Here is a 20,622-nt window from a genome sequence, read left to right on the forward strand (position 1 = left end):
GCGCTGGCGGCGACACGTTTTCAGACCCCTGAACGCAAGACGGCGCGGTTGCCCGCGCCGTCTTGCTGTGTGCCTGGCCGGCGCCTAGCGCCGGCACCGGCTCACGGCCACAGGTGGATCTGCTCGGCCTCGCTGCGCACCATCGGCTGGCCCGGCTTGCAGGTGAAGGTCGCGGCGAAGGCGGGCAGGTTGGCCAGCGCGCCGTTGGTGCGCCAGCGGCCCGGCGCGTGCACGTCGGCGGTGACCCGCTGCACGGCTTCGTTCGGCGATAGCTGCTGCGCCCACAGGCCGGCCCAGGCCTTGTAGAACGCCTGCTTGCTGGTCTCGTTGGCCGTCGGCTGCGCGGCGCTGTAGGCCTGCCAGGCCAGTTCGACGCTGCCGATGTCGGTCAGGTCCTCGTCCTGGGTCAGCGCGCCGTTGACCTTGGCGCCCTTCACGCCGGGGAAGTCGTAGGTGCCGTACTGCGCGGCGGTGCGGGCCGCCAGCGCGTTCCAGGCGCTCTTGTCTTCCGGGGTCCACCAGTTGCGCAACTGGCCCTGTGCGTCGACCTGGCTGCCCTTGCTGTCGATGGCGCCGATCAGCTCGTGCGCGACCATCGCGCCGTAGGCGCCGTACAGCGCCGCGGCGTCGCCGCCGGCCGCGTACACCGGCGGCTGCAGCACCGCGGCGGTGACGATCAGGCGGTTCTGGGCGATGTCGTAGGTCAGCGCCGGCTGCTGCGGCAGTACGTCCCAGCGGCGGTCGGCATTGCCCTTGCCGATGCGCTTCATCTCCTCGCGGTGACGCCAGGTGGAGGCGATCAGCATGTTGCCGCCGAAGCTGCCGCGGCCCATCGGCTGCAGGGTGTAGTCGAGGTCGCGGCGCGGCGCGCCGACTTCGATCTTCATCGCGGCCAGTTTGGCCTGCGCCTCGGTGCGCGCCGGCTCGCTCAGCCAGGTGCTGCGCTTGACCGCGGCGATCTGCGCGTCGCGCACCTGGTCGGCGATGGTCTCGGCCTGGCGGCGGGTGTCGGCCGACAGGTAGCGGGCCACGTACTCGCGGCCGAGCATGGGGCCGGCGGCGACGTTGATCGCGTCCAGCACCTGCGCCCAGCGCGGCGGCGGTGCGACCTGGCCCTGCAGCACGCGGCCGCGGAACTCGAAGCTGGCGTCGCGGAAGCTCTTGGACAGGTACGGCGCCATCGCATCGCCCACGCGCCAGCGCAGGTAGGCCTTCCACTGCTCGGGCTTGATGCTGACGATCATGCCGTCGAGCTGCTTGAACATGTCCGGGTCGGCCATCGACACCAGGTCGTCGTTGACGCCCTGGGCCTTGAGGAAGGCGTCGAGTTGCAGGTTGCGGTACTGCTTGTTCAACTCCTTGGTGGAGATCGGCGCGTAGTTGTTGAACGGGTTGTTGATGCCGGCCAGCGACTTGGCGCTGCGCGCCAGCGCGGTCTCGATCTGCAGCACCGATTGCGTATCGGCCTCGAGGCGGTCGGCCGGAGTGCCGGTCAGGGTCAGGATCTGCTTGACGTAGGTGCGGTAGCGGCCCATCAGCGCCATGGTGTCGGCGTCGGTGCGGGTGTAGAAGGCCGGGTCGGGCAGGCCCATGCCGCCCTGCATGAAGTAGCCGATGTGGCGGTCCAGCGCCTTCAGGTCGACGTCGGCGCCGAAGTTGAACGCGACCGGGATACCGATCTGGTGCAGCGCGGCGATCGAGGCCGGCACGTCCTTGGCCTTCTTGATCGCATCGATGCGGCCGAGCAGTGGCGCGATCGGGTTGGAGCCGTCCTTCTCGACGGCGGCCTCGTCCAGGCCGCTGGCCCAGAAGTCGCCCAGCGCCTTCTGCACCGCGTTCTGCGGCGACTGCATGGACGCATCGAGCAGGTCGCGCTGCTGTTGCTGCGCGCGCTCGGCGAGCTGGCCCAGCGCGGTGACCGCACCGGTCTGCGGCACCGGGTTCTGCTTCAGCCAGTCGGCGTTGGCATCGTCGTAGAAGTCGCTGCAGGCGGCGCTGATCGGCGGGGCCTTGGGCGCGGCGGCGCGCTTCTTCTTGGGCGCGGCATCGGCGGCGGAGGCGAGGGCGATCAGGCCGAGGGCGACGGCGAGGGCAAGCGGACGGGCATTGGGCATCGGGAACGCATCCGGTCAGGATTAAAGTCGGCGGAGTTTAACAAGCCGCGGTGTGCAACTGTGGCGATGACGTGCGACGGCGTCCCCACCGGATTCAGCGAGCGACGCTGGCAAGCACGGGCGGCGCTGGCCGCACGGGGCAATCGGCAGCGCCGCCACTGTCTCAGGCCGGCCGCCACGCAAAGAAAAGGCCCGGACATGCCGGGCCTTTTCGCGGGACGGCGGTGACGCTGCCGCTTACCAGATCACCACGCGCTTGTCGCCGCTGCGCACCATCGGCGCGCCCGGCTTGCACTGGAACGCGGTGGCGAAGGCCTCCAGGTTCGACGGCGCGCCGATCGCGCGGAACTGCGCCGGGGCGTGCGGGTCGGTGGTCAGGCGCACCATCGCGTTCTGCGGGGTGTACTTGGTGCGCCACACGGTGGCCCAGTTGATGAAGAAGTTCTGGTCGCGGCTCATGCCGCCGACCTTCGGGTCGTCCTTGCCCTCGGTGGCCTTCTTCATGGCGTCATAGGCGGTGGTGATGCCGCCCAGGTCGGCGATGTTCTCGCCCAGGGTCAGCTTGCCGTTGACGTGCTTGCCGTCGACCTCGTAGCCGTCGAACTGCTGGACCAGCTTGCCGGTGAGCGCGGAGAACTTCTTCGCGTCGGCCGGGGTCCACCAGTTCTCGAAGTTGCCGGTCGGCCCGAAGCGCGCGCCCTGGTCGTCGTAGCCGTGGGTCATTTCGTGGCCGATCACCGCGCCGATGCCGCCGTAGTTGAACGCGTCGTCGGCCTTGGGGTCGAAGAACGGCGGCTGTAGGATCGCCGCCGGGAACACGATCTCGTTCTGCAGCGGGTTGTAGTAGGCGTTGACCGTCTGCGGGGTCATGCCCCACTCGGTCTTGTCCACCGGCTTGCCGATCTTGCTCAGGTTGTACTTGTAGTTGAACGCGGTGGCGGCGCGCACGTTGTCCAGGTAGCTGTCGCGCTTGGTGGTCAGGCTGCTGTAGTCGCGCCACTTGTCCGGGTAGCCGATCTTCGGGGTGAAGGTCTTCCACTTCTCCAGGGCCTTGGCCTTGGTTTCCTCGCTCATCCAGGTCAGCTTCTCCAGGCGCGCCTTCAGCGCCTGGCTCAGGTTCTCCACCAGCTGCTGCATCTTGGCCTTGTCGTCGGCCGAGAACGCGACCTTGACGTACATCTGGCCCATCGCCTCGCCGGCGCCGTTCTCGATGCTGCCGAGCACGCGCTTCCAGCGCGGCTTCATCTCGGCCTGGCCGTTGAGTTCCTTGCCGTAGAAGGCGAAGTTTTCCTGCGCGAAGGCATCGCTCAGATACGGCGAGGCGCTGTCCACGGTGTGGAAGCGCAGATAGGCGCGCCACACCGACGGGTCGGTGTCGCCCAGCGCCTTGCTCACTTCCTGGTGGAAGGCCGGGATCGCCAGCGAGAACTTCTCCGGCACGGCCACGCCCTGCGATTCGAAGAATTTGGTCCAGGGGAAGTTCGGGGTCAGCTTGTCGGCCTCGGCCGGGGTGACCGGGTTGTAGGCCAGCTCGGCGTCGCGCGAGAGCTGCTCGCTGGACTTGGACACCTTGGCCAGGCGGGTTTCCAGCGCCACCACGTCCTGCGCCTGCTTGGCCGCGTCGGCGGCCGGCACGCCGGCCAGCTCCAGCACCTTGGCCACGTGCGCCTGGTAGGCCTTGAGCTTGTCCTGCTTGTCGGCGTCGACGTAGTAGCTGCGGTCGGGCAGGCCGAGGCCGCCCTGCATGGCGTAGGCCATGTTCATCGTCGAATTCTTGAAGTCGGCTTCCGCACCGAAGCCGAACAGGCCGTTCTCGCCCTTGGCCGCGCTCTGGCGCAGGTACTCGGCGATCGCCGGGCCGTCCTTGAGGCCGTCGATCGCGGCCAGGTCGGCCTTCAGCGGCTCGATGCCCTGGGCGTTGATCTTGGCTTCGTCCATGCCCGAGGACCAGAAGTCGCCGACGATCTTCTCCACGCCCTGCGGGTTGGCGGCGGCAGCGGCCTGTTCGGCCAACTGATGCTGCACGGCCACCGAGCGCTCGTCCAGGATCGAGAACGCGCCCCAGCTGCTGCGGTCCTTGGGAATCTCGTTGGCGGCCAGCCACTTGCCGTTGACGTAGCCGTTGAAGTCGTCGCAGGCGTTCTTGCCGGCGTCCAGATCGTTGATGCTGAAGGCGTTGTAGGCCGGCAGCTTGCTGGTGTCGAGCTTGAGCTCGGCGGGCGCCGCGGCCGGGGCGGCGGCCGGCGCGGGCTTGGCGGCGTCGGCGGCGGGCGCGGCGCTCTCGGGCTTGTTGCAGCCGGTCAGCGCGGCGCTCACGGCCAGGGTCAACAGCAGCATCTTGGGATTGCGAAGGGTCACAGGCAGGCTCCAGGCCGACGTGGATAAAAAGGTGGCCCGTCCGGGCCGTGGCGAGACTCTACGCCGCCGCGGGAGGTTTCAGGGGTGTCGAAGGTCATGGGCGGCCGCGCGCGTTGGGCCGTGGGACGGCCACGTCGCCTGCCGGTCGGCAGGCCCGCCGGCGCTGGCTTACCATGCAGCCATGACCCGTGAATCGCCATGCGATGCCCTGATCGTGGGCGCCGGCCACAACGGCCTGGTCTGCGCCGCCTACCTGGCGCGGGCCGGCTGGAAGGTGACGGTGCTGGAGCGGCGCGGCGTGGTCGGCGGCGCCGCGGTGACCGAGGAGTTCCACCCTGGGTTCCGCAACTCGGTGGCGTCCTACACGGTGTCGCTGCTGCAGCCCAAGGTGATCGCCGACCTGGATCTGGCCGGCCACGGCCTGCGCATCGTGCCGCGCCGGCGCAACAACTTCCTGCCGCTGCCGGACGGACGTTATCTGCTGACCGGTGCCGGCCACACCCAGGCCGAACTGGCAAAGTTCTCCACGCGCGATGCCGCGCGCCTGCCGGCCTACGAAGCGCGGCTGGAGGGCATCGCCGACGTGCTGCGCGCGCTGGCGCTGCAGCCGCCGCCGAACGTCACCGACGGCGGCTGGCTGCAGGCGCTGCCCGAACTGCTGCGCGCCGGCCGTCTCGGCCGCCGCCTGCACGCGCTGGACGCGGAACTGCGCCAGGACCTGCTGGACCTGTTCACCATCTCCGCCGCCGAGTATCTGCAGCGCTGGTTCGAGAGCGATGCGGCGCAGGCGCTGTTCGGCTTCGACGGCATCGTCGGCAACTACGCCAGCCCGTACACGCCGGGCTCGGCCTACGTGCTGCTGCACCACGTGTTCGGCGAGAGCAACGGGGTCAAGGGCGCCTGGGGCCATGCCCTGGGCGGCATGGGCGCGATCACCCAGGCGATGGCGCGCGCCGCGACCGCCGCCGGCGCGCAGATCCGCACCGATGCCGGCGTGCGCGAGATCCTGGTCGAGGACGGGCGCGCGGTCGGCGTGGTCACCGAGCAGGGCGAGCGGCTGCGGGCACGGCACGTGGTCGCCAACGTCAACCCCAAGCTGCTGTACGAACGCCTGCTCGATCCGGCGCATGTGCCGGCCGCCACGCGTGAGCGCATGGCGCACTGGCGCTGCGGGTCGGGCACGTTCCGCATGAACGTGGCGCTGTCTCGCTTGCCCAGCTTCAGCGCGCTGCCGGGGCCGGGCGACCATCTCACCGCCGGCATCGTGCTGGCGCCGAGCCTGGACTACATGGACCGCGCCTACCAGGACGCGCGCCGACATGGCTGGTCGCGCGAACCGATCGTCGAACTGCTGATTCCCAGCACCCTGGACGACGGCCTGGCGCCGCCTGGCCAGCACGTGGCCAGCCTGTTCTGCCAGCACGTGGCGCCGCAGTTGCCGGACGGGCGCAGCTGGGACGCGCACCGCGAGGAGGTCGCCGACCTGATGATCGCCACCGTCGAGCGCTACGCGCCGGGCTTCGCCGCTTCGGTGCTGGGCCGGCAGGTGCTCAGCCCGCTGGACCTGGAGCGCACCCTCGGGTTGATCGGCGGCGACATCTTCCATGGCGCGCTGAGCCTCAACCAGTTGTTCAGCGCACGGCCGATGCTCGGCCAGGCGGCGTACCGCGGTGCGATTCCCGGTCTGTTCCTGTGCGGCTCCGGCACCCATCCCGGCGGCGGCGTGACCGGCGCGCCCGGCCACAATGCGGCGATGGCGCTGTTGCGCGGGTGAGCGGCGGCGGACGGTAGCGGCAAGAAAAAAGAACCCTGGCATGGCGACCAGGGCGAGGGAAAGGCGCGGCGCGTGCAGTGCGCCGCGCGTGCCACGGCGGCGCGCCGTGGCGTTGTCTGCTTGGAGGGTCAGGGCGCGCCGGCCTGCGTGGATGCGCCGGCCTGTGCCGCACGACCGCCCAGATGCGCGTCGAAGAACGCCAGCATCCTGGTGTAGAGGTTGAGGTTGTTGTCTTCCTTGTAGAAGCCGTGGCCTTCGCCGGACTGCACGATCATGCCTTCGGGTGGGTTGCCGGCAGCCTGCAGCGCCTTGGCCAGCGCTTCGGTGTGCTCCGGCGGGCAGCGATCATCGCGGGCGCCGGCGGCCAGATAGATCGGCAACGTGAGCGCCTGCACGTGGTTGATCGGCGACATCCGTTCCTGCTCGGCGGCGCTGCTGCCGAAGGCGCGCAGCAGATAGCGCCTGCCGCTCTCGCTCTTGCTGGTGTCGCTGAGCCGCAGCTGGATCTTGGCGTCGTACATGCCGACATAGCCGAACGCGCATTGGAACAGGCCGGGCGCGCGCACCGGCGCCATCATCGCCGCGTAGCCGCCGAAGCTGCCGCCGTAGATGCAGATGCGCGATCTGTCGACCAGGCCCTGCTGGATCGCGTACTGCGTACCGTCGACGATGTCGTTGATGATGCCGCCGTCCCACTGCCCGTAGGCGCGGTCCATGAACGCCTTGCCGAAGCCGCCGGAGCCGCGGTAGTTGAGTTGCAATGTGGCATAGCCCCGGCTGGCGAACAGTTGCGCCTCGGAATGGAAGCCCCAGCTGTCGCGCGGCCCCATCGGCCCGCCGTGCACGTTGACGATCAGCGGCAGCTGCTTCGCCTGGGCCCCGGCCGGCACGGTGAGGTAGCCGTGGATGCGCAGGCCGTCGCGGGCGGTGAACTGGATCGGCATGACCGTGGCCATCTTCGCCGCATCGATCCACGGCCGGCTCTTCATCAGGAAACGCGCCTTGCCGGTGGCGCGTTCGTACAGGTACAGCTCGCCCGGGTTCTGATCGCTGCGCACGCTGACCACGATGGTGGCGCCGGTGCGGGTGGCGCTGGCGAAGTCGACGTACTGTCCCGGAAAAGCCGCGGCCAGGCTGGCGTACAGCGTCGCGTCCGGATGCGCCTCGTCGATCAGCCTGACCTGCGGTGCGCCGGCCTCGGTGACGACGGCCAATGCGGTGTCCGAGCCGTCGGTGGCGGTGATAGTGCGCGCGACCTCGCTGGTGGCGTCCTGGAACAGCGAAACGAAACGCCCGTTCTGCGGATCCAGATAGCCGAACGCACCGGGTGCCTTGCCGTCGTCGCGGGTGGCATAGACGCGGCCGTCGGCGGTGGACCAGGCGATGTCCAGACGCGCGCCGTCGGCCTTGCTGGCGTTGATCAGTTCCCACTTGCCGTCCTTCAGCGCGTACACCTCGCTGTGGCTGTCGTAGCCGGTGTCCTCATCCTTGTCGCTCTGGCACGTGGCGAAGGCGGGCTGCTTGGCGGCGTCCAGGGCGATGGAGCAGTTCGCCTTGGGCGCACGGCCCAGCGACTTGCGCCGCCCGCTGAGGGTGTCGATCAGCACCACCTCGGTGCCGGCACCCTCCGAGGAGCGCGGGTAGCGCACCTGCATGACCACGTTCTGTTCGTCGTCGCGCAGGGTGTCGAGCAGGGCGAAGGATTCGCGGCCCACGCTCTTGCCGCGCTGGGTGACGCCTTGCGTGCCATATTCGATCAGGGTGCGCGGCTGGCCGCCGTCGGCGTCGACCGCGAACCATTCGCCGGTGCCCATCGGCCGCTCGAACGCGCCGACCTTCTTGACTGCGGTGAACAGCAGCCGCTTGCGGCCGGTCCAGTAGAACGCGCCGACGCTCTTGCCGTCGGGCAGTACATTGACCTTGATCGGTTTGAGGTCGCGCGTGCCGAGCACGGTCAGCACGTCCTGTTCGCCGCGGTCCACGGTCAGCGCCAGGTACTCACCGTCCGGCGAGATCTTGACCGCACTGTAGGTGGGGCGCTTGACGAAATCCGCAATGGGCGGGGGCGCGGCCGCGGCGGCACTGCCGTGCAGGCACAGCCCCAGCGCGCAGAAAGCAACGAGTCGTTTCACGAGCATCCTTTTTGCGTGATTGCACACAGCGAGAGCCCGATGCCGGGCTCTCGCTGACCTCCAGTGCGCGTGCCGCGGCTCAGCGGAAGCGGTACTGGAACTCCGCCGCCACTTCGCGGCCGTACGGGCTGTAGGCACGCCAGAAGTACGGATACGTGTTGTAGCCGCTGTCCTTCGGATGCGTCTTGTCGAACACGTTGTTGACGTAGAAGTTGACCGTCAGCTTGTCGGTCAGCTTCTTGCCCACGTTGGCGTTCCAGATGAAGTACGGCGCGATGCGGCCGGTCTCCTGCCAGTTCGGCAGGCTGCCGTAGCGGAGCATGAACACCGCCGCCTGCCAGTCGTTCCGCTGCCAGGTCGCGGTGGTGCGGATGCGGCTGCGGAAGTCGAAGTTGCTCAGGTCGTCGCGGTAGTCAAGGACCGGGTCGCCCTTGAACTCGGCCGACTTCTGCTCGAGGGTATGCGAGTAGCCCACCTGGAAGCGGAAGTCGCCCAGCCGGTCGGTGTCCAGGCGGTAGTCCAGCGACGCGTCGATGCCCTTGGTGCCGAGGAAGGCGCGGTTGATCGGACCGCGGCGGATCTCGGTGATCTGGCCGTCGTTCGGCGTGCCCGGCGCGCTGAGGCGGGTCACCCGCGACAGCATGTCGTTGCAGAACGCCGAGCCCGGCGCACCCAGGGTGAACGGGTTGCGGTTGCGGGTCAGCCCGGTCACGCAGCCGGCTTCGCCGTCGAGGATGTAGGTGGAGGTGATGTCGGCCACCACGTTCTTCAGGCGGATGTCGTAGTAGTCGGCGGTGACCGACAGGCCGTCGAGCACGTCCCACACGAAGCCAGCGGTCCACGACGTGCCGGTTTCCTCGGACAGGTCGGTGGTGCCCTGGCGCACGCCGTACGCGGTGTAGTTCACCGTGGTGTCGGAGGTCGGGCACTGCGCCGCGGCGCGGCCGCTTTCCAGGCAGCGACGGGTGTCGAAGATGCTGGTGAACGAGCCGCTGCGATCGGCGAACACGTAGTGCAGGTCCGGTGCGCGGAAGCTGGTGGAGTAGGATCCGCGCAGCAGCAGGCTGTCCAGCGGGCGCCACTCCAGGCCAGCGTTCCAGGTCTTGGCGTCGTCCACCGCGGTGACGTCGTCGTACTTGTCCAGGCGTCCGGCCAGGTGCGCCTTCAGCGAACTGAGGATCGGAATCGACAGCTCCACGCCCAGCGCGTAGCGGTCGCGCTTGCCGCCGCCGCCGGTGCCGGTGAGGTTATACGGACGATCGGTGCCGGTGTAGTCGGGCAGGATGCGCGGGTCGGCGTTGAGCTTGTACTCCTGCTGTGAGGCTTCGACGATGCCGGCAAAGCCCAGCGCGCCGGCCGGCAGTTCGAACAGGTCGCCGGAGAGCACGAAGCTGCCCTGGTTGACGTGCGAGTTGGCGTCGGTCTTGACCGTGGTGCTCAGCGCCGCGAACTGGTCCGGGGTCAGTGCGCTGTAGTAGCGCTGCTGGTTCAGGCGATACACCGGATAGGTGACGCCGCCCACCACCCGGGTGCCCAGCTGCTGGCCGAGGAAGTAGTCGTTGACCGCCGAGGCCATCAGGCGCGGACGATCGACCTTCACCTTGTACTCGGCGCGCGACAGCGTCAGGTCCCAGTCGAAGCGCTCGCCCAGCTTGCCGCGCAGGCCGGCGGCGAAGTCGTAGGACTTCTCCTTGTTGCGCGCCATCAGGTGCTCGACGCCGCCGGCTTCCTGCGGCGCGAACACGCGCTGCGCGTCGACCAGCGCGTTGAAGCCGGGATCGAACCACAGCGCGCCATTGGTGCGGCCGGACCAGAACTGGGTGCCCGCGGTGTACTTGGACTCGGAGGACCAGGCCTGCAGGCTGGCCCAGCCCTGCATGCCGCCTTCGAAATCGAAGGTGCCGTAGGCATAGCCGGACAGGTCGTTGTTCTGGTTGCGGATGGTCTGGTAGGCCGGGTCCTTGAAGGTGCCGCAGGCCTGGCCGAGGTTGGTGATGGCACCGCTGGCGCTGGCGGTGCGGTAGTTCCAGCGCACCCACTCGTCGCCCAACTGCTCGCAGGCGCCGGCCGGCGGTGCGAAGTAGGAGTTGGTGGTCGAGCCGGTACGGCGGCGCACGCGCATGGTGCCGGTCGGCTGGATGCCGACGAAGGCCGGCGGGAACGGGTTGTCCAGCGACGAATCCATGAAGTCGCGCTGGTAGGCGAACAGCGGCTCGCCGGCGGTGTACTCGAAGGCATAGGTCAGGCTCCAGCGGTCGCCGGTCTTGCCGCCGATCCACTGGAAGTCGCCGGTGTCGCCGCCGCCGCGGGTCAGGGTGCTGCCGCGCAGCTTGACCAGGTCGCCCTCGTAGTTGGTCTTGAGGATGACGTTGACCACGCCGGCGACCGCATCGGAGCCGTAGATGGCCGAGGCGCCGCCGGCGAGGATCTCGATGCGGTCGACCGCCGCGGCCGGGATGTTGCCGAAGTTGGCGAAGTTGCTCTGGCCGTTATAGGGCAGCGGGTAATCCGCGGCACGGCGGCCGTTGATCAGCAGCAAGGTGCGGCCGGGGCCGAGACCGCGCAGGTTGATCACGCTGGCGTTGGGGGTGAAGCCGCCCTGGAACAGCTCGTTCTGGGTGGAGCCGGAGGCCTGGGTGAGCGTGCTCAGCGCGTCGAACACCGTGTTGAAGCCTTCGCGCTCGATCTGCGTGGCGGAGATGATGGTGACGGGCGAGGGGCCCTCGACCTCGGTGCGCTGGATGCGCGAACCGGTCACCGTCACCTTCTCGAGGGTGCGCGCCTTGGCGCCGGTGGCCTCGGTCAGTTGTTCGGTCTCCGATTCCTCGCTCGCGGGCTGGCTTTGCGCCAGCGCCGATGCGGCGGGCAGGGCCAGAATGGCGGACACAGCAACGACCAGAAGACTCCGCTTGGGAGTCGGTGCTTTGACTGACATTGACAAATTTCCCCTAGATGCATGTGCAGTACCCAGGTCCCTTCCTGGACAGGTACGTGTAGAGAGCGTGAGGTCCGTTTCACGTTTCTTGACCGTAGCATGAACAAATCGGAAAAGTAACGAAAAATTCTCGTTACATGACATGTGGGCGCAGCCGACTTGCTGTAAAAGACGCGTCCGCGTGGCCTTCCGCTGCGACGCTTCCCCGTAACTCATTGTCACGGTGCTGTTTCGGCTTGCTCGCGCCGGCTCGCATCCTGTTCGCCAGCGCTTCGGCTGCGCACAGGCGGTCGGCGGCGACCGCTGCGCATGCACGCGAATGCTGCGCTGCAGTCATAATCGGAGACCGCCGTGCGTGCCTGCATGCGCCGCGGCCAGCCTTCCAGGGGAGATCGGGCGCATCCATGAGCGAACAGGTTCAGCTCTACAACCAAGCCATCGCCGCGCTCAACCGCAGCGACTGGCCACAGGCGCAGCGGATCGCGCAGCTGCTGCTGCAAGCCTTGCCGCAGCATCCGGGTGTGCATTTCGTCGCTGGCGTGGCGGCGCTGGAACTGCAGCAGATGCAGGTCGCGGCCATGCACCTGCACCAGGCCGCGACCCTCAATCCCGAACGCGCCGACTACGCGGCGCAACTGGCGCGGGTGCTGGCGATGGGTCGGTTCCTGCAGGATGCGCACCGTTTCGCCGATCATGCGATGGCGCTGCAGCCCACCGATGCGCACACCCTGGACACGCTGGGCGTGGTCTACAGCCAGGTCAACGAACACGCTGCGTCGTTGCAGGCGTTCACGCGTGCGGTGCAGGCGGCGCCGCAGCAGGCCAGCTTCCGCTACAACCTGGGGACCTCGTTGCTGTTCTCCGGTCGGTTGCAGGAGGCCGAGGCCGAGTACCGCGCTTGCCTGGCGCTGGAGCCGCGCTACTGGAAGGTGTATCTGTCGCTGTCGCAACTGCGCAAGTGGACGCCGGAAGAGAACAACCTGGCCCTGCTCGAGGCCGCGCTGGCGTCGGCCGGCGACGATCCCAATGCGGTGCTGTACCTGAACCTTGCGCTGGCCAAGGAGCACGAGGATCTGGGTGACTACCGCGCGGCCTTCCGTGGCTATGTGCAGGGCAAGTCGGTGCACAAGCGGGCGCGCGGCTACACCTCCGAGCGCGATGCGCGCCTGTTCGATGCGCTGGAGCGGAGCTTCCGCGCCGATGACGCACCCGTAACGGGCTTCGACAGCGAGGAGCCGATCTTCGTGATCGGCATGCCGCGCAGCGGCACCACCCTGGTGGACCGGATCCTGTCCAGCCATCCGCAGGTGCACTCGGCGGGCGAACTGCAGAACTTCTCGGTGGTGCTCAAGCGCCTGACCGGCACGCCGTCGCCGGAGATCCTCGACGTCGCCACACTGAGCCAGGTGCAGGGACTGGACTGGCGCGCGCTCGGCCGTGGCTATGTCGAATCCACGCGCCCCGGCACCGCGCTGAAGCCACGCTTCGTGGACAAGCTGCCGCACAACTTCCTCTACGCCGGCCACATCGCGCGGGCCTTGCCGAAGGCGAAGATCGTGTGCCTGCGGCGCGATCCGATGGATACCTGCCTGAGCAACTTCCGCCAGCTGTTCGCGCTGTCCTCGCCGTACTACGACTATTCCTTCGACCTGATGGACGTCGGTCGCTACTTTCTGATGTTCGACCGGCTGATGGCGCACTGGAACGCGGTGCTGCCGCAGCGCATTCTGCAGGTCGACTACGAGGATCTGGTGACCGCACAGGAGCCGACCACGCGCCGCCTGCTGGAGTTCTGCGGCCTGCCGTGGGACGACGCCTGCCTGCATTTCGAGCAGAACCAGGCGCCGGTGGCCACCGCCAGCGTGGTGCAGGTGCGCACGTCGATGACGCGTTCCTACATGGGGCGCTGGCAGCGCTATGGCGAGGATCTGGACGAGTTGAAGGCGCTGTTGTCGGGGTTCTATCCGTAGCGTCGCGGCGGCCCGGCGTGCGGTTGCTCGCCACTGTCCTGGACGCGCATCGCGATGCCTGCGCGTGGCTTGTCGCGCACCGGTGCTGACGCAAGCATGGGGCGCGTGATTCGTTCGTCACGCATGCGGTTGGATGAGCGAGGCCGCGTCCAATCCATGGCGCCGACGCGCCGGAGTGATGCCGCGGCGTGACGATCGCGGCGATCGCGCTGCCTGCCGGCTGCGGCATGCGAGGGAAGGGCCGCCGTTCCACGATCGTGCATAAAAAAACCCACCCTTGCGGGTGGGTTCTTTCATTGCATGCGCGCGTTCTTACTTGCCGAACGAGTAACGCATTTCCAGGTAGTACGCACGGCCGTACACATCGAAGTTGTATTCGTTGTACGCCCACTGCGCGCTGCCCGGGTAGGACGCGTCGAACGGCGGCATCTTGTTGAACACGTTGGTCACCATCAGCGACAGCTCCATGCCCTCGAACGCCTTGTAGGTCACGCTGGCGTTGTGGGTGATGTGCGACGGCAGCTTGCCGGCGCGCGGAGCCGCATAACCATCGGCGCTGATCGTGGCGGCGTAGTTCGGGGTCTTGTCGAACCAGCTCGCGTACCAGGTGGTCGAGAACTTGCCGATGTCCCAGGTCAGCGACGCGTCGGCCTTGCGCTTCGGGTCGGTGCTCCAGTACGGATCGTTCAGCAGGTCGACCGGCGTGTCGCCCGCGTAGCGCACGTACTTGTGGCGCAGGTTCTCGCTGTAGCTGGCGATGGTGCTCAGGTCGCCCCAGCGGCCGAAGTCGTAGCCATAGCGGAACGAGGCGGTGACCGATTCCAGCTTCTGGTTGGAGACGTTGACCTTCGGCGTGTAGATGTTGGTGATCTGGCCGGCCGCATTGCGGGTGACCTGGGCGAACGTGGCCTGGCACAGCGCCGAGTTGGCATCGTCGATGCCGGCGCGGCAGCGGTAGTCCTGCAGGCTCAGAGCATTGGCGCTCTGCTGGGTGACCTCATCGCTGATGTCCCAGTTGAGGTAGTCGACGGTCAGCGCCATGCGGTCCACCGGCGACCACACGAAGCCCGCGCTCCACACGTCGGCGTTGATCGGCTTCAGGTCCAGGCTACCGGACTGCGCGCCACGGAACTGGCGGTTGGAGTACGCGGCCGGGCAGTTGTCGGTGTTGCCCGGCAGATAGCCGCGACGCGCGCACTGGTAGTAGTCGATGACGCTGCTGTAGTAGCCGCTCTGGCCCTGGTACAGGTCGGAGAGGGTCGGTGCGCGGAACGCGGTGCCGTACTTGCCGCGCAGCAGCAGGGTCTCGAACGGACGGTACTCCAGCGAGATGCTGTAGGTCGGCTTGTCGATGGTGCGGCCGCTGGCCTTGAACGCATCGTAACGACCGGCCAGGGTGATGGTCAGCGGGTCGAACACCGGCATGCGCAGTTCCGAGGTCAGCGCGTAGCGGTCGCGCTGGCCGCCGCCGGCCACCGAGGTCAGGCCCCAGACTTCGCCGTTGAGGATCGCCGGGTCCGGATCGTAGTCCCACTTCTGCTTGCCGTATTCGCCGACCACGGCCAGCCCCGCGTCGCCGCCGGGCAGGCTGAACAGCTTGCCGTTGGTGGCCTGCACGCGAATCATGCCGTCGGAGGTCTTGCTCTTGTTGGTGGCATGGCCGGTGAAGCTGGCAAACTCCGCCTGGGTGATCGGCGAGTAGAACGCGGCGTAGTTCGGCGCATACACCGGATAGGTGTCGTACAGCGGATCCAGGCCGAGCTGCGGGCCCAGCACCTTATTGATGAAGAACTGGTCCACTGCGTTCTTGTAGCGGACGAAGCTGCGCTCCTGCAGCTTGTACTGGGTGTAGGTGACGCCGGCATCGTAGTCCCAGCTCGACTGGCCGAGCTGGCCCTGGGCGCCGAAGGTCACACGCACCGAGTCGCTCTTGTCGCGGCTCATCGTGTCCTTGATGCCGTTGATGCCCATTTCTTCCGGCGCGAACGAGCGCTGCAGGTTCAGCAGGTCGCCCACGTTCGGATCGTAGTAGTAGCCGAAGTCGGCGCTGGTGCCCCACCACAGGTAGTTGGAACCGGAGTGGTACTTGACCTCGTCGTGGCTGTAGAGCACGTCGCCGTACAGTTGCACGTTGTCGTTGAGGTCGTGGGTGGCGTGCACGTAGGCCTGCAGCGACTTGTTGCCGCTGTCCAGGGTGCGGTAGCCCGGGGTGTACTTGGAGCCGCAGTAGTAGGTGTCGCCGAAGCCCGGGCGCTGCTGCTTGGCGATGGTGCCGCCGAACAGGCCGGACAGGTTGTTGCAGTTGTTCGGATCCAGGAACTTGTAGCTGGTGAACGGGCTGTATACCAGGAAGTCGCGGCTCGGCAGCTGGGCGGTGTAGCCCTGCGTGTTGAACTGCTTGGTCAGGTCGCGCTGGTAGCCCCAGATCGGATCCTTCTCTTCGTACTGCAGGCCGCCCAGCACGCTGGTGCGGCCGTCGGCCGAGGTCCAGCCGTCGGCGAAGGTGGCGCGGAAGTTGCTGCCGCCGCCCTCGGAGTAGCCGCCGCCGCGGATGCTGAACACCGCGCCGTCCATCTTCTTCTTGAGGATGACGTTGATCACGCCGGCGATCGCGTCGGAGCCGTACAGCGACGACTGGCCGCCCGGCAGGATTTCGATGCGGTCGACCAGGTCGATCGGAATGCCGCTGATGTTGTTGAAGGTGTCGCTGCCGTTGTACAGCGCCGGATAGTTCGACATCGGGCGGCCGTCGATCAGGTACTTCACGTAGCCCGGCGGCAGGCCGAACAGGCTCACCGTCTTCGCGCCCTGGGTGAAGGTGCCCGAGGTCTGCCCGCCCTGCACGCCGCCGGTGGCGAACGAACTCTTCTGCAGCACGTCGGCAACGGTGCTGAAGCCGCGCGCCTTGATCTCTTCGGCATTGATCGTGGTGACCGGCGTGGCGGTCTCGATCTCGGTCTGCGGAATCAGCGAGCCGGTGACGGTGATCTTTTCCAGATCCGTCGCCTTGTCGGTCTTGCCATCGGTCGAGGCGTCCTGCGCAAAGGCGGCGAACGCGGCCGGGACAAGCATGGCGGAGGCCAGTGCGGCACTCAGGTGGCTGTGCTTGAAACTACGAGTATGACGAGCAGTCATCTTTCTCTATCCCCGAAAATCAATCGATAAGGCGAGGGGCCTCGTGCCGCGACATGTGCCTTGAAAGTGGGATCGCATCCTGCGACCAACCCAAACGTAACACGGACTTAACACCGTTTGTACATGGGTGTCACTTTTTTCGTCTACAGGCGAAAAGTGCCGCGATCAGGCGGGAAATGTCGGCGAACGCCGGCCCCTGGCACCTGCGTAGACAAATTTCGCGCTGCTATGCACCATTGCGGGGCGTTTGCTGTGCAGGTTGCTGAACGTTGGCGCCTCGGAGCCGGTCGGGCCCCGGAAGGCCCGTGCCGACTGGAGAGTGTCGGCATCGTCGCCAGGGAGGCGATGCCGCTGATGCACCATTTCGGTGAGCGCGATTCGCCATCGTGGGGCGTGGGATGGGCGCGCCGGGGGCGCCGGCATCGTGCGCGACGATCCTGTGCCTGTGCGGGCCGGTGTCCGTGGCGAGCATGGTCAGGGGCGAAAAAGTCCGGTGGCCGCCGGTGCCGGGCGTCATTTGCGCAAGATCGGCCGGCGCACGCGCCGGCGGCGGCGCGGGACCGTGTGGCGAGGCACTTGTATAGTCATGTCTGTGCGGCCCGCGCCGCTGCCGCTGCCAGCGGCATTCCTGCCGCGGTCCATGTTCCTTTCTGTCCTGCGCATGCCCGTGTGCGCTGCCGACGCTTCCTGTTGAGTTTCCCGATGACCGAACGCCCGCGTCTCCCCGCCCACGCCGTCCAGCCCAAGCTCGCCCCGCATCCGCGCATCCGCAACGTCATCGCCGTCGGCTCCGGCAAGGGCGGGGTGGGCAAGTCCACCACCGCCGTGAACCTGGCCCTGGCCCTGCAGCGCCAGGGCGCGCGCGTGGGCGTGCTGGATGCCGACGTCTACGGCCCCAGCGTGCCGGCCATGCTCGGCCTGAGCGGGCGCCCGGACAGTCCGGACGACAAGAGCATCGAGCCGATGCGCGCCTTCGGCATCGAGGCGATGTCGATCGGGCTGCTGGTGGACCAGGACACGCCGATGATCTGGCGTGGTCCGATGGCGACCTCGGCGCTGACCCAACTGTTCGCCGATACCCTGTGGGACGACCTGGACTACCTGCTGATCGACCTGCCGCCCGGCACCGGCGACATCCAGCTGACCCTGGCACAGAAGATCCCGGTGGCCGGTGCGGTGATCGTCACCACCCCGCAGGACATCGCCACGCTGGATGCGAAGAAGGCGCTGAAGATGTTCGAGAAGGTCGAGGTGCCGGTGCTGGGCATCGTCGAGAACATGGCGGTGCACACCTGCAGCCAGTGCGGCCATGTCGAGCACCTGTTCGGCGAGGGCGGCGGCCAGCGCATGGCGCAGCAGTACGGTGTGCCGCTGCTGGGGTCGCTGCCGCTGGCGATCGCAATCCGCGAGCAGGGCGACGCCGGCACCCCGGTGGTGGCGGCGGCGCCCGAGTCGGCCGCGGCGCAGGCCTACCTGGCCACCGCGCAGCGCCTGACCGAGGAACTGCGCAAGCGCCCGCGCGCCGCCATCCCGATCTCCGCGGCCTTGCGCTGAGCGGCGCGCGGCGCCTGCCGCGAACGCCCCGCGACCGGTAGAATCGCCGGTCATTGCGGCCGGCCCCATCGGTCGGCCGCGCTCCCGGCGCGCAGGCTGCGGCCGCCGCCACCGCATCAGGAACCCCCATGAGCATCAAGAGCGACCGCTGGATCCGCCGCATGTCCGAACAGCACGGCATGATCGCGCCCTACGAGCCGGGCCAGGTCAAGCAGGTCGACGGCCAGCGCATCGTCAGCTACGGCACCTCCAGCTACGGCTACGACGTGCGCTGCTCGCGCGAGTTCAAGGTGTTCACCAACATCAACTCGACCATCGTCGACCCCAAGCATTTCGATCCCAAGAGCTTCGTCGACATCGAGGCCGACGAGTGCATCATCCCGCCCAACAGCTTCGCGCTGGCGCGCACGGTGGAGTTCTTCCGCATCCCACGCGACACCCTGGTGGTGTGCCTGGGCAAGAGCACCTATGCGCGCTGCGGCATCATCGTCAACGTGACCCCGCTGGAGCCGGAGTGGGAAGGCCACGTGACCCTGGAGTTCAGCAACACCACGCCGTTGCCGGCGCGCATCTACGCCAACGAAGGCGTGGCGCAGATGTTGTTCTTCCAGTCCGATGCCGACGACGTCTGCGAGACCAGCTACAAGGATCGCGGCGGCAAGTACCAGGGCCAGACCGGCGTGACCCTGCCCAAGACCTGACCGCCCGACCCGATCTTTCCCACAGCACAAGGAGCGCGCAATGAACGACCCCAATCCCTACCAGGCCCCCGACGCGGCATTGCCGCCCGCGCTGCCGGGCACCGCCGGCGGCGAGGTCCTCGCCGGCCGTGGCGAGCGCCTCGGTGCGGCGCTGATCGACGGCGTGATCTCGCTGGCGACGTTTCTGCCGGTGGCGGCGCTGACCGGCTACTTCGGCAAGATCATGGAGGCCGCGCGCAGCGGCGTGCAGCTGCCGTTCCTGACCACGTTCGGCTACGGCGTGCTGGGCATGGTGATCTTCCTGCTGGTGCAGGGCTACCCGTTGGCCAAGAGCGGCCAGACCTGGGGCAAGAAGCTGCTGTGGATCCGCATCGCCGACCTGGACGGCGGGCAGCCGCTGTTCTGGCGTCTGATCGCGTTGCGTTACCTGCCGACCCAGGCGATCTCGCTGGTGCCGATCGTGGGCAGCATCTATGTGCTGGTGGACACGCTGTTCATCTTCCGCCAGGACAAACGCTGCCTGCACGACCTGATTGCCGGCACCCGCGTGGTCAACGTCCGCCGCTGAGCGGGCGATCGCGATGCAATAGCGGGGTGGGGATCGCCCAGGCGAATCCCCACTCCCAAATCCCCAATCCCGGCTCCACCTACTTGCCGCGGCCGAACAGCATGCCGACGCCGACCGCGACCAGGATCGCCGGCCACCAGGTGGCGATCAGCCGGCCCAGGCTCAGGTTGGTCCAGCCCAGGTTGTTGGCCAGGAACACCAGGCCGATCACGATCAGCACGATGGCGGCGATCACATTGGATTTCATGGAGGCGCGGCTTCCGTAAAAAGGGCGCCTATCGTAGCCGCTGGCGCCACGCCGCAACACGCGCCTGCAGTTCTTCGGCAGGCAGCCGCTGTGCGGTGCCGTTGCCCCACACCGGGCCGGGCCAGGCGGCATCGCCCGGATGCCGCCCCAGTACGTGCACGTGCAGTTGCCGCACCACGTTGCCGAGTGCGCCGATGTTGAGCTTGTGCACGCCCGGCTCCTGCCGCAGCAACTGCGAGAGCTGGTTGATCTCGGCCAGCAGCAGGCGCTGCTGGCCGCCGTCCAGGTCGATCCACTCGCTGGCCTCGGCCACCCGCGGCACCAGCAGCAGCCACGGGAAGCGGGCGTCGTCCATCAGCCGCACCTGCGACAGCGGCCCGTCGGCGACGAACGCGCTGTCGGCCTGCAGCCGCGGGTCGAGGACGAAGTCGGTCATGCCGCGGCTCAGCCCACGTGCTCGGCGAGGAACGCCAGGCTGCGTTCGCGGGCGAGTTCGGCGCTGTCGGCGTCGTAGTGGTTCGGATCCACATGGCGGTCGAAGCCGTGCCCGGCCGGGTAGACGAAGGTCTGCATCTGCGGCAGCTTCTCGCGGTGCTGCTGGATCGACTCGGCCGGGATGCTGCCGTCCTGCGCGCCGAAGTGGAACAGCACCGGCGCCTTCGGCGTCTCGTCCAGGAACTGGGTGTTGCGGCCGCCGTAGTAGCTCACCGACGGCAGGCCCAGGCGCAGCGCCGACAGCAGCGCGACGCTGCCGCCCCAGCAGTAGCCCAGGGTGCCGACCTTGCCGGCCGGGGCCAGCGCCTGCGCGGCCGCCTGCACGATGTCCAGGGCGCGATCGAAGCCCAGCGCACCGACCAGCTCCAGGCCCTTGCGCACGCCGTCCTGGTCGTAGGCCAGCTGCGCGTCCTTCTCGACCGGATCGAACAGTGCCGGCGCCAGCACCTCGTAGCCGTGGGCGGCGTAGCGGTCGGCGACCTCGCGGATGTAGTCGGTCACCCCGAAGATTTCCTGGATGACGACCAGGCCGCCGCGCGGCGTGCCCTCGGGCAGGGCGTGCCAGGCGGAAACCTGGCCGTGAGCGGTATCGAGCGTGGTCCAGTGGCCCATAGCGGCGTTCCTGTGGCGTGGGGGAAG

General features: G+C 68.0%; 13 protein-coding genes. 5 read left to right on the forward strand and 8 right to left on the reverse strand.

The window, feature by feature from the left end; translation table 11 throughout:
* Positions 1–101: 101 nt before the first annotated feature.
* Together RAB71_RS07205 and RAB71_RS07210 are read right to left on the reverse strand one after the other, a co-directional pair.
* Positions 102–2,114, reverse strand: coding sequence for a M13 family metallopeptidase (locus RAB71_RS07205; RefSeq protein WP_010341282.1), 2,013 nt, complete (start codon positions 2,112–2,114; stop codon positions 102–104).
* Between the two features lie 237 nt (positions 2,115–2,351).
* The gene (locus tag RAB71_RS07210; protein ID WP_208625094.1) at positions 2,352–4,451 is read right to left on the reverse strand and encodes a M13 family metallopeptidase; all 2,100 of its coding nucleotides are present in this window, start codon (positions 4,449–4,451) and stop codon (positions 2,352–2,354) included.
* A gap of 202 nt (positions 4,452–4,653) precedes the next feature.
* On the opposite strand from RAB71_RS07210, the gene RAB71_RS07215 reads away from it, so the two are divergent.
* Positions 4,654–6,246 (forward strand): NAD(P)/FAD-dependent oxidoreductase, encoded by a 1,593-nt coding sequence (locus tag RAB71_RS07215; RefSeq protein WP_010340503.1) that lies wholly within the window; start codon positions 4,654–4,656, stop codon positions 6,244–6,246.
* Between the two features lie 128 nt (positions 6,247–6,374).
* Here RAB71_RS07215 and RAB71_RS07220 read toward each other — a convergent pair whose 3' ends face one another.
* Both RAB71_RS07220 and RAB71_RS07225 read right to left on the reverse strand, forming a co-directional pair.
* Positions 6,375–8,378 (reverse strand): S9 family peptidase, encoded by a 2,004-nt coding sequence (locus RAB71_RS07220; protein ID WP_234006548.1) that lies wholly within the window; start codon positions 8,376–8,378, stop codon positions 6,375–6,377.
* A 79-nt stretch (positions 8,379–8,457) separates the two neighbouring features.
* Positions 8,458–11,265: a TonB-dependent siderophore receptor gene (locus RAB71_RS07225; RefSeq protein WP_010340505.1), complete on the reverse strand. Its 2,808-nt coding sequence runs from the start codon at positions 11,263–11,265 to the stop codon at positions 8,458–8,460.
* Between the two features lie 452 nt (positions 11,266–11,717).
* On the opposite strand from RAB71_RS07225, the gene RAB71_RS07230 reads away from it, so the two are divergent.
* The gene (locus tag RAB71_RS07230; protein ID WP_010340506.1) at positions 11,718–13,283 is read left to right on the forward strand and encodes a sulfotransferase; all 1,566 of its coding nucleotides are present in this window, start codon (positions 11,718–11,720) and stop codon (positions 13,281–13,283) included.
* Positions 13,284–13,595: 312 nt separating this feature from the next.
* Here the strand turns inward: RAB71_RS07230 and RAB71_RS07235 are convergent, their stop codons facing one another.
* Positions 13,596–16,355, reverse strand: coding sequence for a TonB-dependent siderophore receptor (locus RAB71_RS07235; RefSeq protein ID WP_010340507.1), 2,760 nt, complete (start codon positions 16,353–16,355; stop codon positions 13,596–13,598).
* A gap of 765 nt (positions 16,356–17,120) precedes the next feature.
* Here RAB71_RS07235 and apbC point away from each other — a divergent pair.
* The 3 genes from apbC (at position 17,121) to RAB71_RS07250 (ending at position 19,241) form a co-directional block, all read left to right on the forward strand.
* Positions 17,121–17,972, forward strand: coding sequence for an iron-sulfur cluster carrier protein ApbC (gene apbC, locus RAB71_RS07240; RefSeq protein WP_010340508.1), 852 nt, complete (start codon positions 17,121–17,123; stop codon positions 17,970–17,972).
* Between the two features lie 128 nt (positions 17,973–18,100).
* Positions 18,101–18,673 (forward strand): dCTP deaminase, encoded by a 573-nt coding sequence (gene dcd / locus RAB71_RS07245; protein WP_010340509.1) that lies wholly within the window; start codon positions 18,101–18,103, stop codon positions 18,671–18,673.
* A gap of 40 nt (positions 18,674–18,713) precedes the next feature.
* Positions 18,714–19,241, forward strand: a complete 528-nt coding sequence (locus RAB71_RS07250) for an RDD family protein (protein ID WP_010340510.1) — start codon at positions 18,714–18,716, stop codon at positions 19,239–19,241.
* Between the two features lie 79 nt (positions 19,242–19,320).
* On the opposite strand, the gene RAB71_RS07255 is transcribed toward RAB71_RS07250, so the two are convergent.
* Genes RAB71_RS07255 through RAB71_RS07265 form a run of 3 tightly spaced genes read right to left on the reverse strand, consistent with a single transcriptional unit; the run spans position 19,321 to position 20,595 of the window.
* Complete coding sequence (locus tag RAB71_RS07255; protein ID WP_003467495.1) at positions 19,321–19,488, reverse strand: LiaI-LiaF-like domain-containing protein; 168 nt, start codon at positions 19,486–19,488, stop codon at positions 19,321–19,323.
* A 28-nt stretch (positions 19,489–19,516) separates the two neighbouring features.
* Complete coding sequence (locus RAB71_RS07260) at positions 19,517–19,924, reverse strand: HIT domain-containing protein (protein ID WP_010340512.1); 408 nt, start codon at positions 19,922–19,924, stop codon at positions 19,517–19,519.
* A gap of 8 nt (positions 19,925–19,932) precedes the next feature.
* Positions 19,933–20,595 carry a dienelactone hydrolase family protein gene (locus RAB71_RS07265; protein ID WP_010340513.1) on the reverse strand — a complete coding sequence of 221 codons (663 nt, stop codon included), beginning with the start codon at positions 20,593–20,595 and terminating at the stop codon, positions 19,933–19,935.
* Positions 20,596–20,622 lie beyond the last annotated feature (27 nt).

This window comes from Xanthomonas sacchari (genome assembly GCF_040529065.1).
In the GTDB taxonomy this organism is placed as follows: domain Bacteria; phylum Pseudomonadota; class Gammaproteobacteria; order Xanthomonadales; family Xanthomonadaceae; genus Xanthomonas_A; species Xanthomonas_A sacchari.